At 63.5% G+C, this 14,486-nt stretch carries 15 protein-coding genes and 1 pseudogene; 5 read left to right on the top strand and 11 right to left on the bottom strand.

The features are described 5' to 3' along the window. Positions 1-36: 36 nt before the first annotated feature. Together IU367_RS16985 and IU367_RS16980 are read right to left on the bottom strand one after the other, a co-directional pair. On the bottom strand, positions 37-225 hold the full coding sequence (locus IU367_RS16985) for a hypothetical protein (RefSeq protein ID WP_274452524.1): 189 nt from the start codon (positions 223-225) through the stop codon (positions 37-39). A gap of 262 nt (positions 226-487) precedes the next feature. Continuing rightward, complete coding sequence (locus tag IU367_RS16980; protein WP_274452523.1) at positions 488-1,501, bottom strand: NAD-dependent epimerase; 1,014 nt, start codon at positions 1,499-1,501, stop codon at positions 488-490. A gap of 334 nt (positions 1,502-1,835) precedes the next feature. Between IU367_RS16980 and IU367_RS16975 the strand changes: the two genes are divergently transcribed. Continuing rightward, on the top strand, positions 1,836-2,462 hold the full coding sequence (locus IU367_RS16975) for a YitT family protein (protein WP_005311722.1): 627 nt from the start codon (positions 1,836-1,838) through the stop codon (positions 2,460-2,462). A 112-nt stretch (positions 2,463-2,574) separates the two neighbouring features. Here the strand turns inward: IU367_RS16975 and IU367_RS16970 are convergent, their stop codons facing one another. From IU367_RS16970 to IU367_RS16960, 3 genes are read right to left on the bottom strand one after another with little or no spacing between them, the layout of a single operon-like run. Then, the gene (locus tag IU367_RS16970; RefSeq protein ID WP_274452522.1) at positions 2,575-3,363 is read right to left on the bottom strand and encodes a heme ABC transporter ATP-binding protein; all 789 of its coding nucleotides are present in this window, start codon (positions 3,361-3,363) and stop codon (positions 2,575-2,577) included. Positions 3,364-3,376: 13 nt separating this feature from the next. Then, complete coding sequence (locus IU367_RS16965; RefSeq protein WP_274452520.1) at positions 3,377-4,408, bottom strand: FecCD family ABC transporter permease; 1,032 nt, start codon at positions 4,406-4,408, stop codon at positions 3,377-3,379. Continuing rightward, a complete protein-coding gene (locus IU367_RS16960) occupies positions 4,405-5,244 on the bottom strand; it encodes a heme/hemin ABC transporter substrate-binding protein (RefSeq protein ID WP_274452519.1) in 840 nt (279 codons plus the stop codon). Before IU367_RS16960 ends, IU367_RS16965 begins: the two co-directional genes overlap by 4 nt. A 168-nt stretch (positions 5,245-5,412) precedes the next feature. Between IU367_RS16960 and hutX the strand changes: the two genes are divergently transcribed. Continuing rightward, complete coding sequence (hutX, locus tag IU367_RS16955; protein WP_043554663.1) at positions 5,413-5,925, top strand: heme utilization cystosolic carrier protein HutX; 513 nt, start codon at positions 5,413-5,415, stop codon at positions 5,923-5,925. Further along, on the top strand, positions 5,922-6,479 hold the full coding sequence (gene hutZ, locus IU367_RS16950; RefSeq protein WP_043554664.1) for a heme utilization protein HutZ: 558 nt from the start codon (positions 5,922-5,924) through the stop codon (positions 6,477-6,479). Before hutX ends, hutZ begins: the two co-directional genes overlap by 4 nt. A 71-nt stretch (positions 6,480-6,550) precedes the next feature. On the opposite strand, the gene IU367_RS16945 is transcribed toward hutZ, so the two are convergent. From IU367_RS16945 to IU367_RS16935, 3 genes are read right to left on the bottom strand one after another with little or no spacing between them, the layout of a single operon-like run. Beyond that, entirely contained in the window at positions 6,551-6,955 is a 405-nt protein-coding gene (locus IU367_RS16945) for a hypothetical protein (RefSeq protein WP_042870059.1), read from the bottom strand. Between the two features lie 39 nt (positions 6,956-6,994). Next, on the bottom strand, positions 6,995-7,546 hold the full coding sequence (locus IU367_RS16940) for a cysteine hydrolase family protein (RefSeq protein ID WP_274452518.1): 552 nt from the start codon (positions 7,544-7,546) through the stop codon (positions 6,995-6,997). Positions 7,547-7,566: 20 nt separating this feature from the next. After that, positions 7,567-8,550: a ChaN family lipoprotein gene (locus tag IU367_RS16935; protein WP_274452517.1), complete on the bottom strand. Its 984-nt coding sequence runs from the start codon at positions 8,548-8,550 to the stop codon at positions 7,567-7,569. A 187-nt stretch (positions 8,551-8,737) separates the two neighbouring features. Here IU367_RS16935 and IU367_RS16930 point away from each other — a divergent pair, with 187 nt between their 5' ends. Both IU367_RS16930 and IU367_RS16925 read left to right on the top strand, forming a co-directional pair. Continuing rightward, positions 8,738-10,831 carry a TonB-dependent hemoglobin/transferrin/lactoferrin family receptor gene (locus IU367_RS16930; protein WP_274452516.1) on the top strand — a complete coding sequence of 698 codons (2,094 nt, stop codon included), beginning with the start codon at positions 8,738-8,740 and terminating at the stop codon, positions 10,829-10,831. A gap of 282 nt (positions 10,832-11,113) precedes the next feature. Continuing rightward, on the top strand, positions 11,114-12,253 hold the full coding sequence (locus IU367_RS16925) for a 3-phenylpropionate MFS transporter (protein ID WP_274452515.1): 1,140 nt from the start codon (positions 11,114-11,116) through the stop codon (positions 12,251-12,253). A gap of 71 nt (positions 12,254-12,324) precedes the next feature. On the opposite strand, the gene IU367_RS16920 is transcribed toward IU367_RS16925, so the two are convergent. The 3 genes and pseudogenes from IU367_RS16920 to IU367_RS16910 form a co-directional block, all read right to left on the bottom strand. Beyond that, positions 12,325-13,533, bottom strand: a complete 1,209-nt coding sequence (locus IU367_RS16920) for a hypothetical protein (protein WP_274452514.1) — start codon at positions 13,531-13,533, stop codon at positions 12,325-12,327. Positions 13,534-13,550: 17 nt separating this feature from the next. After that, positions 13,551-13,760 (bottom strand): helix-turn-helix domain-containing protein, encoded by a 210-nt coding sequence (locus IU367_RS16915; RefSeq protein WP_005311752.1) that lies wholly within the window; start codon positions 13,758-13,760, stop codon positions 13,551-13,553. Between the two features lie 7 nt (positions 13,761-13,767). After that, positions 13,768-14,389 (bottom strand): annotated as a pseudogene (locus IU367_RS16910) (DUF2975 domain-containing protein). Positions 14,390-14,486 lie beyond the last annotated feature (97 nt).

Below are 14,486 nucleotides of genomic sequence, written 5' to 3'. Positions count from 1 at the left end.
AAGGGTTGGGAGCAGAGGTTGTCAGTGGCGTTGCAGCTAGACGTCGAGATGATGCGTCTGCTCATCTTCTCTGGCGGCGGGCAACTGGCGGTACATCAGACCGATTTCACTCACCACCCAGACCGAGAGCAGGGCCAGCAGGCTGAGCAGGGGCAGCAGGGTATGGCTCTGTTGCAATGCACAGGCGGCGAGGGCGGCGCCCAGCAACAGCAGGGTTCGGATCATGAGGTGACTCCTTCTCATAATGGTGATCTGGCATGGCCCGGAAGCTGTTCCCGTATGACGCCACGCCCGGCAGTATACCGCGCCGTGCCTGCGCGTGTCTGTGTCCATATGTGGTGGTCACCGCGCGCATCCTGATGCGTCGGACGAGACAGGGCGATCTGATTCATTCATCACTCATCGGGCGCCAGGTTCATCTGCTCGCTCATGGTATCGATGAAGTGGCGGATCACGGGCGATGCGCTCTGGCAGGCCCTGAGCGGGATCAATCGGCGATTTGGTGGTAGGCCAGATACCAGCGTACGAACTCGGCGACGCCCTGCCTGAGCGGGGTGGCGGGGCGGGTGCCCGTGAGGCTGTGCAGGGGCTCGCTGTCGGCCCAGGTGGCGTGCATGTCGCCCACCTGCATCGGCAGCATCCGTTTGATGGCGGGCTTGTCCAGCGCCTGTTCCAGCGCCTCGATGAAGTCGAGCAGCCGCACCGGCTGGCCGTTGCCTATGTTGAGGAGGCGGTAGGGGGCGGCACTTTCGGCCTGGCTGCCCTGGCTGGCGTGCCAGTGCGGATTGGCGCGCGGCGGCAGCTCGGCGACGGCGAGTATGCCGTCCACTATGTCGTCTATGTAGGTAAAGTCGCGGCTGAGCAGGCCCTGGTTGTACACATCTATGGGCTCGCCGGCCAGGATGGCGCGGGTGAACTTGGCGATGGCCATGTCGGGGCGACCCCAGGGGCCGTAGACGGTGAAGAAGCGCAGACCTGTGGTGGGCAGACCGTAGAGCGCCGAGTAGGCGTGGGCCATCAGCTCGCCGCTCTTCTTGGTGGCGGCATAGAGGGATACAGGGTGATCCGCCGGCTGTTCGGTGGAGAAGGGCATCTGATCGCTCAGGCCATAGACGGAGCTGGAGGAGGCGTAGATCAGATGGTTTATGCCGTGCTGGCGGCAGCCTTCCAGCACTGTCAGCATGCCGGTGAGGTTGCTGTCGGCATAGGCAAACGGGTTCTCCAGTGAATGGCGCACCCCCGCCTGGGCCCCCAGGTGGATCACCCGCTCGAACCCGCTCTCGGCAAACAGGGTCGCCATGCCGTCCCGATCCGCCAGCTCCCGCTGTTCGAAGCGAAAATGGGGGAAGGAGACCAGCCGGGCCAGTCTGGCCCGCTTCAGGCTCACCTCGTAGTAGTCGTTGAGGTTGTCCAGCCCCACCACCTGATGGCCCGCCTCGCACAGCCGTCTGGCGACGTGAAAGCCGATAAAGCCGGCGGCGCCTGTCACCAGATATTTCATACGTGTTGTCCTGTGCTGATCATGGGGGCCTGTGGTCCTGAGTGGGGGCTGAAAAAGGGCTGGGCGCTTTGTACCAGAGCGCGGGCCCCGGCGCCACATGGAGGCGGCGCCAGGGTGGACGAGGGCTGGCTCGTCAGGCGCGGCATGCTGCATCTTGGTGCACTGACTGTCAATGGAGAATGACAGGCACCAAAACGGGGCGTTCCCCGTGGCTATTGTGATCCTGGTCGCAAAAAATAGACTGGACCCCATAACGAAGCCCTGCGGACAGGGCTCGCGTCCGCCACGGCGGACACAAGACACTCTATTTTCACTTCGCTATTGGATACAGGTTATGGACAACACCCCAGGCTCTGCGCGCTCAGCCCGTTCTGCGCATCCACTCTATGAAGATGTACTCGCCCTGCTGACTGCAGCCGGTTTCGTTTCCCTCGGCATCTTCCTGTTTCATCAGGTCGGCCTGCTCACCGGCGGCACCGCCGGGCTGGCGCTGCTGCTGCAACAGGTGACGGGGTTGAGCTTCGGCCTCTTGTTCTTCGGCATGAACCTGCCGTTTTACGCCCTGGCCTGGCTCAGGATGGGGCCGCGCTTCACCCTCAACACCTTCGTCTCCGTGGCCGCCGTCTCCTTCATGACGGATCACCTCAACGCCGTGCTGCAGATAGGCAAGATAGAACCCGTCTATGCGGCCCTGATCGGCGGCACCCTGATCGGCATGGGGCTGCTCATCATGTTCCGCCACAAATCCAGTCTGGGTGGCTTCAACATACTGGCGCTGTTTATCCAGGACCGCTTCGGCATCCGCGCTGGCAAGCTGCAAATGGGGCTGGATTGCACCATAGTCATCGCCTCCTGCTTCGTGGTGCAGCCCTGGATCCTGGCGCTCTCCGTGGTGGCGGCCATCATCTGTAACCTGGTGTTGACACTCAATCACAAGCCGGGTCGCTATCAGATCGCTTGACGAGTGAAGAATCATATGAGGCTGTTTGGTGGGTGATAAGCCTGCCCGCCTTGCAAACAAACAGAGCGCCTGATGGCGCTCTGTTGCTATCTGCCGCACGGCCATCACCGCATCACACCACCATGGGCAGGCCAGTCTCAGGGTGATGGATCACCTGGGCCGGGTAGTCATACAGGCGATCGATCAGGGCCGGGGTCAGCACCTCGGCCGGGGTGCCGTCGGCCATCAGTTTGCCCTGCTCCAGCATCACCAGCCGGTCTGCGTAACGGGCCGCCAGGTTGAGATCGTGCAGCACCACCAGCACGGCTGTGTTGCGGGCGGCCAGGGCGCGAGCCATGGTGAGCAGCTGGTGCTGGTACTTGAGGTCGAGCGCCGAGGTGGGCTCGTCCAGCAGCAGCAGGCGTGGCTGCTGGGGATCGTCCGGTGCCTGCCAGATCTGGGCCAGTACCCGGGCGAACTGTACCCGCTGCCGCTCCCCGCCGGAGAGGCCGGGATAGAGGCGGCTAGCCAGGTGCTCGACCCCGGCATGGGTCATGGCGGCCCGCACTATCTGGTCGCGCCGGCTGGCGGGCTCGCTGTGGGGCAGGCGCCCCATGGCGACTACCTCTTCGCACAGAAACGGAAAGTTGAGGGACGAGCTCTGCGGCAGCACGCCGACGCTGTGGGCCAGTTCCATGGTGGGCCAGGCTTGCCGCTCCCGGCCAAACAGGCTTATCTCCCCCTCGTGTTCCAGCTCGCCGGTCAGGCACTTGAGCAGCGAGCTCTTGCCTGCGCCGTTGGGGCCGAGCAGGGCGGTGAGCGTGCCGGCCTGCAGGCTGAGGTCGAGCCGGTCCAGGATGGGGCGGCCACCACGGGTGAGGCTGAGCTGGTGACAGCGCAGCAGGGGCGTTGATGCAGGCAAGATAGACCTCCGGTTAAAGCGTCCGGCGGCCCTTGACCAGCAGCCAGATGAAGAAGGGGGCGCCCAGCAGGGCTGTGATGATGCCGACCGGCAGCTCGGCCGGTGCCAGCAGGGTGCGGGCCAGCATGTCGGCACCCAGCAGCAGGGCGGCTCCCAGCAGGGCAGAGAGCGGCAGCAGCCTGACGTGGTTGGGGCCGGCCAGCAGCCGCACCAGATGGGGCACCACCAGACCGACGAAGCCGATCATGCCCGCCACGGCGACGGCCACGCCGACTCCGGCGGCGGTGAGCAGGATCAGGCGCCGCTTGAGGGATTGCACATTGACCCCCAGATGACGGGCCTCCCCTTCCCCCAGCAAGAGGGCGTTGAGGGGATTGGCATCGCGCATGAACAGCAGCAGCAGGACGATCAGGGTGGCCAGCGCCAAGGCCACGTCCACCGGCTTGCCCGCCGCCAGGGTGCCCATCTGCCACAGGCTCAGGTTGCGCAGCATCTGGTCGTCGGCCAGGTAGGTGAGCAGCCCTATCACGGCGCCGGACAGTGCCGTGATGGCCACCCCCGCCAGCAACATGACGGTGACGGAGGTGCCCCCCTCCCGGGTGCCGAGCAAATATACCAGCGTGGTGGTGAGCGCCCCGCCGAGGAAGGCGAGCAGGGGCAGCAGGCCTATGCCGAGCAGGCTTTGCCACTGCTGGCCGAGGGGGGCCAGCAGCACTATGGCCAGCGCCGCGCCGAGCGCAGCCCCGCCGGAGACCCCTATGATGCCGGGGTCGGCCAGCGGATTGCGAAACAGCCCCTGCATGACGGCACCACAGAGGCCGAGTATGCCCCCCACTGCGATGCAGAGCAGGGTACGTGGCAGGCGGATCTCCTGCACGATCAAGAGTTTGTGGGCCGCAATCCCGCTCTCCTGCCCGACGAACAGGGCACGCAGGCTCTCGCCGAAAGAGAGGGCCATGGGGCCGGTCGCCAGCGACCCGACCAGCAGCAGCGCCAGCGCACCGCCGGTGAGCGCGAAAAGCCAGGGCAGTGGCAGGCGCATCATGAACCCAGCTTGATCCACTTGGCGATCTGGTTCGCCTGCTGCAACGAGGTGAGGCTGAGGCCGCCTTGCAGGGCGTGGCCGTCGATGGCGTGGATGGCCCGGTTTTTCCCCGCCGGGGTGGCGGTGAGCGCGGGTACCTGGCTCAGCACGGCTTCCGGATCCTGATACTGCTGCCAGTCGCGGCCGCTCACCAGCACCAGATCCGGTTGCAGCTCGATCAGGGATTCGGTGGAGACGGGCTTGTAGTCGCTCAGCTGGGCCACCGGATTGACGCCGCCCGCCAGGGTGAGCAGGGCGCTGGCGGTGGTATTGCCGCCGGCTATGCTGGTGGGTTGCCCCTTGTGCAGCAGCAGGAAGACCACCTTGAGCGGCTTGTTCTGCTTCGCTTGCGCCGCCAGTTGCGCTGTCTGGGCCTGGATCTCGGCTTTCAATCGCGTGCCGGCGGCCGGGTCATTGAGCAGGCCGGCCAGGGTGTCGATGCGCTGGTTGAGGTTGGCGAGGGTCGGTGCGGTCGGCAGCACGTCCACCTCGACCCCGGCGCGGCGCAACTGCTCCAGCGCCGGCGGCGGCCCCATCTCGTCGCTGCCGATCAGCCGGGTCGGCGCCAGACTGAGGATCCCCTCGGCGGCGAGGGCGCGGTGATAGCCGACTCTGGGCAGATTTTTCGGTTCTGTGCTGCTGATGTCGGTGGCGATCAGGCTCTGTTCACCGCCTAGTGCCAGAATGAGCTCTGTGGTGGCCGGGCCTATGCTGACGATACGTTCCTGCGCGGCAGCAGACAGGGAAAGGGCTGAACAGCCGAGCAGGCTGAGTGCGAGGGCAAAACGACGGCCCATGCTAACCTCCGAAGGGTGAATGAAGTTGGGTTGCCGCCGAGAATATCAAGCCGGTGAAAAAAATGCACTGAGAATGAAAGCGATTATCAATTGCGTTGGCTCTGGTGCTTTATTAGAGTATTCGCCATGACAGGAGAGGGATGCAGCGCGCATCCCAAGGGAGAATCTATGAGCATTGCACAACGCATCCATGAGCTGCTGGAACAAGACCCCAGCGCCCATCCTTCCACCATTGCCAGCCAGCTGGCGGTCAGCGAGTGGGAGGTGGTACGCCACCTGCCTGCCGAGCTGGTGACCCTGGTGCCCGGCGAGCGGGCCGAAGCCCTGCTGGCGGATCTGGCGGATTGGGGTCAGGTGACCACCATCGTCGAATCCGATGGCTCCATCTTCGAGGTGAAGGCGCCGTTTCCCAAGGGCAAGAGCGCCCGTGGCTACTACAACCTGATGGGGCGCGATGGCGAGATGCACGGTCACCTCAAGCTCGACAACGTGGTCGGCATGGCGCTGGTCAGCAAGCTGTTCATGGGCAAGGAGGGGCACTCCTTCCAGTTCTTCGGCCACAGCGGCCGCTGTATTTTCAAGGTCTATCTGGGACGTGACGAGCAGCGCCAGCTGCTGCCAGCCCAGGTGGAACGCTTCATGGCCTTGCGCCACCAGTATCAAGAGGAAGTCAAAGCATGAGTGAACGTCAGGAGCGTCTGCAGAATCGCCTGCAACCGGAGATCCGCGAGTTTCGCGACGGTTGCCGCACCCTGCAGCTGGCGACGGTGGACAGTGAAGGCAACCCCAATGCCAGCTATGCCCCCTTCGTGCTGCAGGAGGATGGCTACTATGTGCTCATCTCCGAGATCGCCCGCCACGCCCGCAACCTGCAACAGGTGCCCAAGGTGTCGCTGATGCTGATCGAGGATGAAACCGGTGCCCGCGAGCTGTTTGCCCGCAAGCGGCTCACCTTCGACGCGCTGGCCGAAGTGGTGGCCCGCGACGACGTGCGCTGGGGCCAGGCGATCGCCGCGCTGGAAGGGCGCTTCGGCGATATCGTCAAGGGGCTCTCCAACCTCAAGGATTTCGTGCTGTTCCGCCTCAAGCCCGAGCAGGGGCTGTTCGTCAAGGGCTTCGGTCAGGCGTTTCGGGTCTCAGGTGACGAGCTGGTGGATTTCGTCCACCTGGTGGAAGGGCACAAGCGGGTCGACAACGGTGCCGAGCTGACCAGCCCGGCCGATGCGCCAGTCTGACGGCGACCACATCGCAATAAAAAACGGGCAGCCTGGGCTGCCCGTTTTTTATTGCGTGTCACCCCTGAGCGCTAGTCCTGCCAGGAGGCCTTGTTGGGGAAGGCATCCCGATCGGCCTGATTGGCCGTCTCGTTGCATTCGCCCCGGATCTTCCAGGAGGTCTGGCTGAGGACGATATAGCCATCGCGGCAATACTTCCGCTCGGCCAGGGTCTGGGTCAACTGTGCATCCTGCAGCGCATCACGCCGTTCCAGCAGACTCTTGCTGCGGCTGAGGCGACTGCCGTCGTTCTCCTGCAGCCGGGTGGGCAGGGTGTCGAGCGGCGCGGCTTCGAAGGTGAAGCGCTTGCTCCCCTCTTCGTTGATATGGGTTCGAAACAGGGGGGCCGGGCCATCCGGCTGCTGCCCCGGCAAACCGGAGCAGGCAGTGATTGCCGGTAACAACAGCATGAATGCAACGGCAGACAGTAGACGCACACAAGACTCCAATCGGGTGATCACTTCAAGAGAGGCAGATTAACACGCCAGCTCGGGCTGAATGGCCTCGAGCAGCTGATCCGTGGTGAGCAGGGTCACGGTTCTGCCCTTTGGCAGGCTCAGATGCTGCCACATCCAGTGGTGGTGCTCGATGATCTTCTCCGCGCTCAGGTGAGGGCGATCCGCCGTGGTGTGGGCATCCGTCAGCGCAAACACGTCGAACCCCTGGGCTGCGGCGCTGCGCAGCGTGGTGTCGACGCAAAAATCGGTGGCACAGCCGCTGATCAGCAGCCTGTCCACCGCCTGCTCCGCCAGCAGGAAGCCGAGCTCGGTATCGAGGAAGCTGTCACAGGCGGTCTTGCGTACCCGGCTGTCGCCGCGGCCCGGGGTGAGATCGGCGTGAAGCTGCCAGCCTGCACTGCCGGGTTCCAGTTCAGAACCCGGTGCGTCGTGTTGCACATAGATGACACGCCCCTGATTGGCCCGCACGTTGTCTGCCAAGCGGTTGATGTTGGCGATGACCTGCGCGTCCTGATGGCGGGGGTCGGTAAACAACCCCTGTTGCATGTCGATGACCAGTAACACATCCATATGAAATCCTTAGGCAATTTTCAGGGTTGCAGCCACTGGCTGCAGTCACGGCTTCGGGATTGATGCAGTGCGCCCATATCTTGCTTCATTTCATCGGCATTTAGCCAGCGTTCTGGCAGGGGGCTGATCCGCACCCGGATGTCGGCGGTCCGCCCGGCGGATGCCTGCGCATCGCCCTGCGGTTCTGTCTCTGGCACGACCAGCGCCACCTTGAGCGCCGGGTTGCGGCTGGCGATGCGGCTGGCGAGCCCCAGACCCCCCTCGATGTGGAAGTTGCCGGCGATGTGCATGATGCGCTGGCCCGGGTGGCTGCGCAGGTAGTCCACCATGCTCTCGGCCATGGTGTCGTCCCAGCTGGTCTGGGCGGCGAAGCGACGGGCATTGCCGTCGGCATCGCCGTGATGGAGCGAGGCCATGAATTTCTGGCGGTAAGGATCGTCGGTGAGCGTGAGTTCGCGGGCGAGCTGGCTGCGGCGACTGGCGGGCAGCGTGTCCAGCCAGGCGGGCCCTTCCTGGCCGACACAGCTCACCAGCGGTTTGGGGGCGTTGGCGGCGATGACCGGCAGGTGCTGCTCCTTGGCGAACTCCACCAGCGGGCGATAGTCGCTCTGGTAGTTGGGCCAGGCGTTGCCATCGCGAATGAGGGCGGCCTCGCCGATGCGTCCGGCGAGATAGGCGTCCAGCACCAGCTGATCGGCGCGGCTGAACTGCTCCATGGAGAGTGCCAGCCCGCGACCATCTGCCCGGGAGGTATTGGCCAGCCCCGCCAGCAGGCGGGCCTGCAGCAGGTGCACGGCCGGATGGGTATGCAGCTCGCCCACCAGCACTATGTCGGCGTCCGTCACCCTGGCCACCGCCTGGGTCAGCGTCAGTTCACCCTGGCCGGCATCGGGCTGGCCCGCGCTGAGCCGATAGTGGTAGAGGGTGCCGGCATCGTCATCGGGCACTGTCGTGCAGGCGGCCAGCAGCAGGGGAAGGGTGAACAGGGGCAGTAATCGAGTCATGGTATCTCACAACGAAGCAGAGCCAGAGCCATACAATGGCAGCATGGCGGGCCGGAAAACAGAGGGGAATAGTGTAGAACCTAATCACGACAAAAGAAAATGAGAATGATTCCGTTTATTATTGATCTTTGTTGCGGGCTGAGTAATATGCCAGCTGTTTGATAACAGTTCTCAATAAGGATTTGCAGTGGCCCATAACAACACCCTATCGCTGGTTGCCCTTGCCGTGGCAGCCGGTCTCGCTTCCCCGGTCTTCGCGGCGGACAAGAAAGCAGATGAAGTCATGGTCGTCAGCGGCTCACGGATGGAGCAAAAACTGGAGGATGTCTCCGGCCCCATCTCGGTGATCACGGCCGAACAGATTGAAGAGCAGGTGGTGAGCAACGTCGCCGACCTGTTCCGTTACGAGCCGGGCGTCACCGCCCTCGGCGGCGCCGGTGATGCCCAGACCTTCATCATCCGCGGCATGGGTGAGAACCGGGTCAAGATAGTGCGTGACGGCGTGCGCCAGAACGACGCCTACAAGAACGGCGGCGTGGGCCAGAGCTATTTCGACACCGACATGATCAAGCAGATCGAGGTGGCCAAGGGTCCCGCCTCTGCGGCTTATGGCTCAGATGCGCTGGGGGGCGTCATCGCCATCACCACCAAGGATGCCGGCGACTTCCTGAAGGGCCGCGACAGCTATCTGGACGCCACCACCGGCTATGCCTCCAGCAGTCACCAGAAGATGGCCGGCTTCACCGGCGCCCTGCGCAGCGGCGAGTTCGAGAACCTGCTGCGCTACACCTGGCGTGACGGCGGTGTGACCCAGAACTACGACGGCGACAAGAACGAATTCGACATCGCCAGCCAGGCCGTGCTGTTCAAGAGCAAGTGGAACCTGAGCGAGGATCAGTTCCTCAAGCTGACCGCCGACTACTTCAGCGAGGGGCAGGATCCGGATGCCGTCGATCTCACCAAGGCCGCCTCCGTCTTCAATCAGCCGATCACCGACAAGGACACGGACAACCTCTCGCTGGTGCTGGATCACGGCATCGCCCTGAACGCGCCCTGGGTCGATCGCATCGACAGCAAGCTCTACTACGCCCGCACCAAGCAGACCCTGGATCAGTACGCCTCGTCCAAGTACCCGGTCAAGCCGACCAACCCCTATGTGACCAAGAACTCGCTGGACAGCAACGGCTTCGAGCAGAAGAGCCTGGGCGCCCAGGTGAAATTCAGCAAGGCGCTGGCCAGTCAGCGTCTGGCCTGGGGCCTGGAGTATGAGCATACCGACAACGAGCGGACCCGCTTCAAGGCGCCGACCGTGCCGGGGGACTTCGTCGGCTACAACGAGTTGAGCTTCCCCTCCACCACCAGCGAGCACGGCGCCCTGTGGGCTTTCGACGAAATCAAGTTTGGCGAGCGCTGGGTGCTGACCCCGGGGGCCCGTTACGACTATTACCAGATGACGCCGGATGAGGATCCCGCCTACACAGGTGAGAAGCTCAAGCAGTTCTCCGAAGGGGAGTTCTCGCCCAAGCTGGGGCTGGTGTTCAAGGCGCACGAGGCGGCCAACCTGTTCGCCCAGTACAGCCACGGCTTCAAGGCGCCCATGTATGACAACGCCTTCTCCACCCTGAACCATCAGGCATACGGTTATCGCATCGAGCCGAACCCGAACCTCAAGCCCGAGAGCAGCGACGGCATCGATCTGGGGGTGCGCGGCAGCGCCGGCGGTTTCAGCTATGAAGTGGCGACCTTCTACAACAAGTTCGATGACTTCATCGAGTTGACCGAGATCGGTACCGAGGGCCGAACCGCGCTGTATCAGTACCAGAATCTGGACAAGGCGACCACCAAGGGGGCCGAGGCCAAGGCGGATTACTGGCTCAATGATCTGGTCAACGTCTGGGGCAATCTGGCCTACATCGAGGGCAAGGATGGCGATGGCAACTACATCAACAGCCTGAGCCCGCTCAACGGCAGCCTGGGAGTACGGCTGGAACAGCCCAACTGGAACATCAACACGGCGCTGCGCTTTGCCGACGACATGGACAAGGTGGGCAAGGATGCCAAGGGCAACGACAACATCAAGAGCGCGGGCTGGGGCGTGGTGGACATCTATGCCCAGTTCAAGCCGATGCAGGATCTGCAGCTCAACGTGGGTGTCTTCAACCTGTTTGACAAGGAGTACGTCAGCTACGAGAGCATCACAGGTCAGAGCGCCAGTGCCAACACCAGCAACCAGACAGAGCCGGGCCGCAACCTGAGCGCACGGGTCAAGTACATATTCTGATCCCACAGCACGGCAGTACATTGAACAGGGGGTCGTCAGGCCCCTTTTTCATGGGGTGAAACCGGCCCATGCCAGCTAAATGGCAGCCAAAAAGAAACCCGCCGGAAGCGGGTGGAAGGATTGCAACACTAACCAGGAGGAGGTGTTACTCAATAGACACCGGCCTTGCGGCAATAGTTCAATTTTATTGATGTTTTTCATTTCGGCTTGCGCCTGGCTCGCAGGATCCCCGTCCTAAAATCGGTTATCATTTGTGCCCCTTCTGCTCGTTGTCGAGGATCTATGCCCGCCTTCTCCTGGTTAGCCCTGTTCTTTGGCGCCTTCTACTTCGTCTATGGCGCCTACCTGCCGTTCTGGTCGCTCTGGCTGGAGGGCATAGGCGTGAGCGCCGAGATGATAGGTCTGCTGCTGGGGGCCGGGATGGCGATCCGCTTTGCTGGCAACCTCTTGGTGATGGGGCAGATCAAGGGAGCCGGGCACCTGCTGCCCGTTACCCGGCTGCTCTGTCTGCTGAGCCTGCTGGCCTTCCTCGGCTTTTATCTGAGTCACAGCCTTTGGTGGCTGGTGGGGCTGACCCTGGTGGCGAACTTCATCTACCCGACCCTGATGCCGGTGGGGGAGGCGCTGGCCACCCGCATGGTGGTGCAGGCGCACCTCGACTACGGCAAGGTGCGGCTGTGCGGCTCCTTTGCCTTCATAGTCGCCTCGACCCTGGTCGGGGCCCTGGTGGGCAATTTTGGCAGCGACTGGGTGCTGCACACCATGGTGGCAGGGCTGGTGCTGATGTTGCTGCTCAGCTGGCTGCCGCTGCATCCGGCGCCGCGGGACATTCAGGGGGAGCGGGCGAAAGCCTCCCTGCTCGATACCCTCAAGTCCCCCTCGGTGCGCCGCTTCCTGCTGATCTCGGCCCTGCTGCAGGGCAGCCATGCCGCCTACTACGGTTTCAGCGCCATGCACTGGAAGGCGGCGGGTTACAGCGGCACCACCATAGGCTATCTGTGGGCGCTGGGGGTGGTGGCGGAGATCGGCATGTTCGCAGCCGACAAGCGCTTCCTCAACCGGTTCGGCGCCCAGACCCTGTTTCTGGTGGGGGCGATCGGGTGCGTGGTGCGCTGGATCCTGCTCGGTGCCTCCACCGAGATCCTGGTGCTGGTGGCGGGCCAGCTGCTCCATGCGGTCACCTTCTGCGTCAGCCACCTCGGCGCCGTGCGCTTCATGACCCGCCAGCTGCCGGCCGAACAGCTGATCCCCACCCAGGCGCTCTATGCGGCGCTCGGCCTCGGCATGACGGTGGCTGCCCTGATGACCCTGTGCGGCCTGCTGTTCGAGCCGCTGGGTGGCGGCATCTTCTTCATCATGGTGCTGGTGGTGGCGCCCGTCTTCTTCCTGCGGCTGCGCCCTGGCGAGGTGGCGTCAGCCTGAACCGGATGGAAGATGAAGGCGCCAGCCGGAGAAAAGGGGAGCATATGCTCCCCTTTTTCATGGCACTTGCGTCACTTCTGCCCGCTCAGATAGCGGCGGATCAGGGATTGCCAGACCTCGTTGCCCAGGGTACCCGCCAGCAGTGCGCTGGAGGAGGCATCGAAGCGGCCGTCCTCTTGCCAGGAGAGGCGTGGCAAGAGTGCCGACAGGGTGCGGTGATGAGGTTGCAGGGCCAGCTCCAGTGCCTCCCAGAAGGCACTCCCCTTGAAGTAGAAGAGGGGATAGTAGGAGAGATCCCCCGCCTTGACCGCATCATTGGCCCGATAGAGGCCCGCATCGGCATGGGGCAAGCGGGTGCCATGCTGCGCCAGCTCGTCGGCGGCCGTGGTGCTGTCCAGGCGGAAGCGGCGCAGCGACTTGATGGCAAGGTATTCCGCCAGGCTCTCGGCGACCCAGGTCGGTCTGGCCCGGGTGTCGAGCATGTGCACCGCCTCGTGGGCACTGGTACGCAGCAGGCGCAGTGGGGCATCGGCGGTGGGCTGGTTGTCGCTGACCGGATAGTTGGCGACAGCCGCCCCGGCCCCGGCGGCGCCCCCCAGTGAGTGGGTACTGATGTCGCGTGCCAGCCACACCAGATGCCAGGGTTGGCGCGCGGGCGGGGCATCGAGCTGGAAGGCGAGGTAATCGACAATGGCCTCCAGCTGCTTTTGCAACTGTGGGATGTCCAGTGCGTCGGCCATCCGATCATGATGAATTTGCAGACGGGACCCTTGCCGTAACTGGGTTGTCACGGGCAGGGCGAAGGGCAGGATCAGCGGCGGCTCCTTCATGCCGGGCAGGGGGCTGCACCGGCCATCCGGCAGACAGACCCGGCCCGGTTCTGCGCCCTGTTGGCGTGGAAAATCGCCCCATTCGGTGACTAGCCAGCCGCCTTGCGAAAAGTAGAGGTTCTGCTGTGCCGAGGCATCAGCCCCGCTTGCCGGCACGGGCTTGAGCGTTATCTGCCAGCTCAGCTCGCGGCACTTGATGGGCTGATCCGGCGTGACTCTGGCGCCGCTCTCCAGACAGGTGAGGGTAGGCAGCGCCCGCTGTGCTGTACCACTCAGGGTACGGGCGGGCAGCAGGGTGAACGGCTGCGTCCCTTCCGGGGTGAAGCGAACCAGCAGGGTGTCGGGCCTGGCGCCGGCCACGAGCTGGTAGCTTGGGCCAGGGATGCCCTCGGTGGCCGCTCCCCAAAAGGGGAGCAGCAACAGACTCTGGATGAGGGTATCAAGGGTCATGGCGGTATTCCTGCGGGTTAGCGCTCCTGCTCATAGCCCAGCAGGTCGCCCGGCTGGCAGCCGAGCTCGCGGCAGATGGCTTCCAGGGTGGAGAAGCGGACCGCCTTGGCGTGGCCGTTCTTGAGGATGGAGAGGTTGGCCTCTGTGATGTCGACCCGCTGGGCCAGTTCACGGGCTGTCATCTTGCGCTCGGCCAGCAGGGCGTCGAGCCGGATTATGATGGGCATGGGATCCTCACACCGTCAGTTGTTGTTCGTCGGCCAGTTGTTTGGCCTCGCGCATCACCAGGGCCAGTGCCGAGACAATCAAGCCGGCCAGCAGCAGCCTGAAATCTGATGAGCCTATGCTGATGGTGCCATGCAATTCAGGCCCCTGCATGGTGAGGGCTATGTCGACGAGCGGCATTGTGATGATTTCTGCGACGAAGCTGGCACACAGCAGCAAGCCGAGCCAGCGATAGCGGCGGATCTGGCCGAAGGTGAACAGCATGGCGTGCCGATAGCCGCGAAACAGCTGGTGCAGTTGCCACAGGATCAGCATGAACACCAGATCGGGGAGCAGCATGATCAGGGTGGCCAGCAGGCGAGTGCCGAAGGTGAGCGGATAGTCGCTAAGCACAGGTGCCGGCGGGGTTAGCAAGGTGCCGAGGGCCTGATCTTCCTGAGTCTGGCACGCCGTTGAAGACCTTGTCACCGTTGTGGCCGAGCGCCTTTACCAGTTCGTCGTGCAGGCTGTCATTGCCGCCAAGCAGATGAGACCAGGTATCCGTCAGCGTCATGAGCGGGGTGGCCAGCAGGGCGAACAGCAGGATCCATTCGATCAGGCTGCTCATGCGTTCTAGCTTGTTGTATTTCATCCTAACTACCTCGTGATAGATGCCATGGGGCACAGTGCGGCATTTGCTTACTGTTTATCGATAACCTGGCGCCAATGTTTATCGTTTTTCGATATTC

The sequence above is a fragment of the Aeromonas bestiarum genome (assembly GCF_028751155.1).
In the GTDB taxonomy this organism is placed as follows: Bacteria; Pseudomonadota; Gammaproteobacteria; order Enterobacterales; family Aeromonadaceae; genus Aeromonas; species Aeromonas bestiarum.
Note: the sequence above shows the minus strand (reverse complement) of the source record. Positions and strands in the feature narration are given on the sequence as shown.

Excerpts from the sequence above, each read along its gene's own strand:
- IU367_RS16985 (WP_274452524.1), bottom strand. The coding sequence starts at position 225 with ATGATCCGAACCCTGCTGTTGCTGGGCGCCGCCCTCGCCGCCTGTGCA.
- IU367_RS16980 (WP_274452523.1), bottom strand. The coding sequence starts at position 1,501 with ATGAAATATCTGGTGACAGGCGCCGCCGGCTTTATCGGCTTTCACGTC.
- IU367_RS16975 (WP_005311722.1), top strand. The coding sequence starts at position 1,836 with ATGGACAACACCCCAGGCTCTGCGCGCTCAGCCCGTTCTGCGCATCCA.
- IU367_RS16965 (WP_274452520.1), bottom strand. The coding sequence starts at position 4,408 with ATGATGCGCCTGCCACTGCCCTGGCTTTTCGCGCTCACCGGCGGTGCG.
- IU367_RS16960 (WP_274452519.1), bottom strand. The coding sequence starts at position 5,244 with ATGGGCCGTCGTTTTGCCCTCGCACTCAGCCTGCTCGGCTGTTCAGCC.
- hutX (WP_043554663.1), top strand. The coding sequence starts at position 5,413 with ATGAGCATTGCACAACGCATCCATGAGCTGCTGGAACAAGACCCCAGC.
- hutZ (WP_043554664.1), top strand. The coding sequence starts at position 5,922 with ATGAGTGAACGTCAGGAGCGTCTGCAGAATCGCCTGCAACCGGAGATC.
- IU367_RS16940 (WP_274452518.1), bottom strand. The coding sequence starts at position 7,546 with ATGGATGTGTTACTGGTCATCGACATGCAACAGGGGTTGTTTACCGAC.
- IU367_RS16935 (WP_274452517.1), bottom strand. The coding sequence starts at position 8,550 with ATGACTCGATTACTGCCCCTGTTCACCCTTCCCCTGCTGCTGGCCGCC.
- IU367_RS16925 (WP_274452515.1), top strand. The coding sequence starts at position 11,114 with ATGCCCGCCTTCTCCTGGTTAGCCCTGTTCTTTGGCGCCTTCTACTTC.
- IU367_RS16920 (WP_274452514.1), bottom strand. The coding sequence starts at position 13,533 with ATGACCCTTGATACCCTCATCCAGAGTCTGTTGCTGCTCCCCTTTTGG.
- IU367_RS16915 (WP_005311752.1), bottom strand. The coding sequence starts at position 13,760 with ATGCCCATCATAATCCGGCTCGACGCCCTGCTGGCCGAGCGCAAGATG.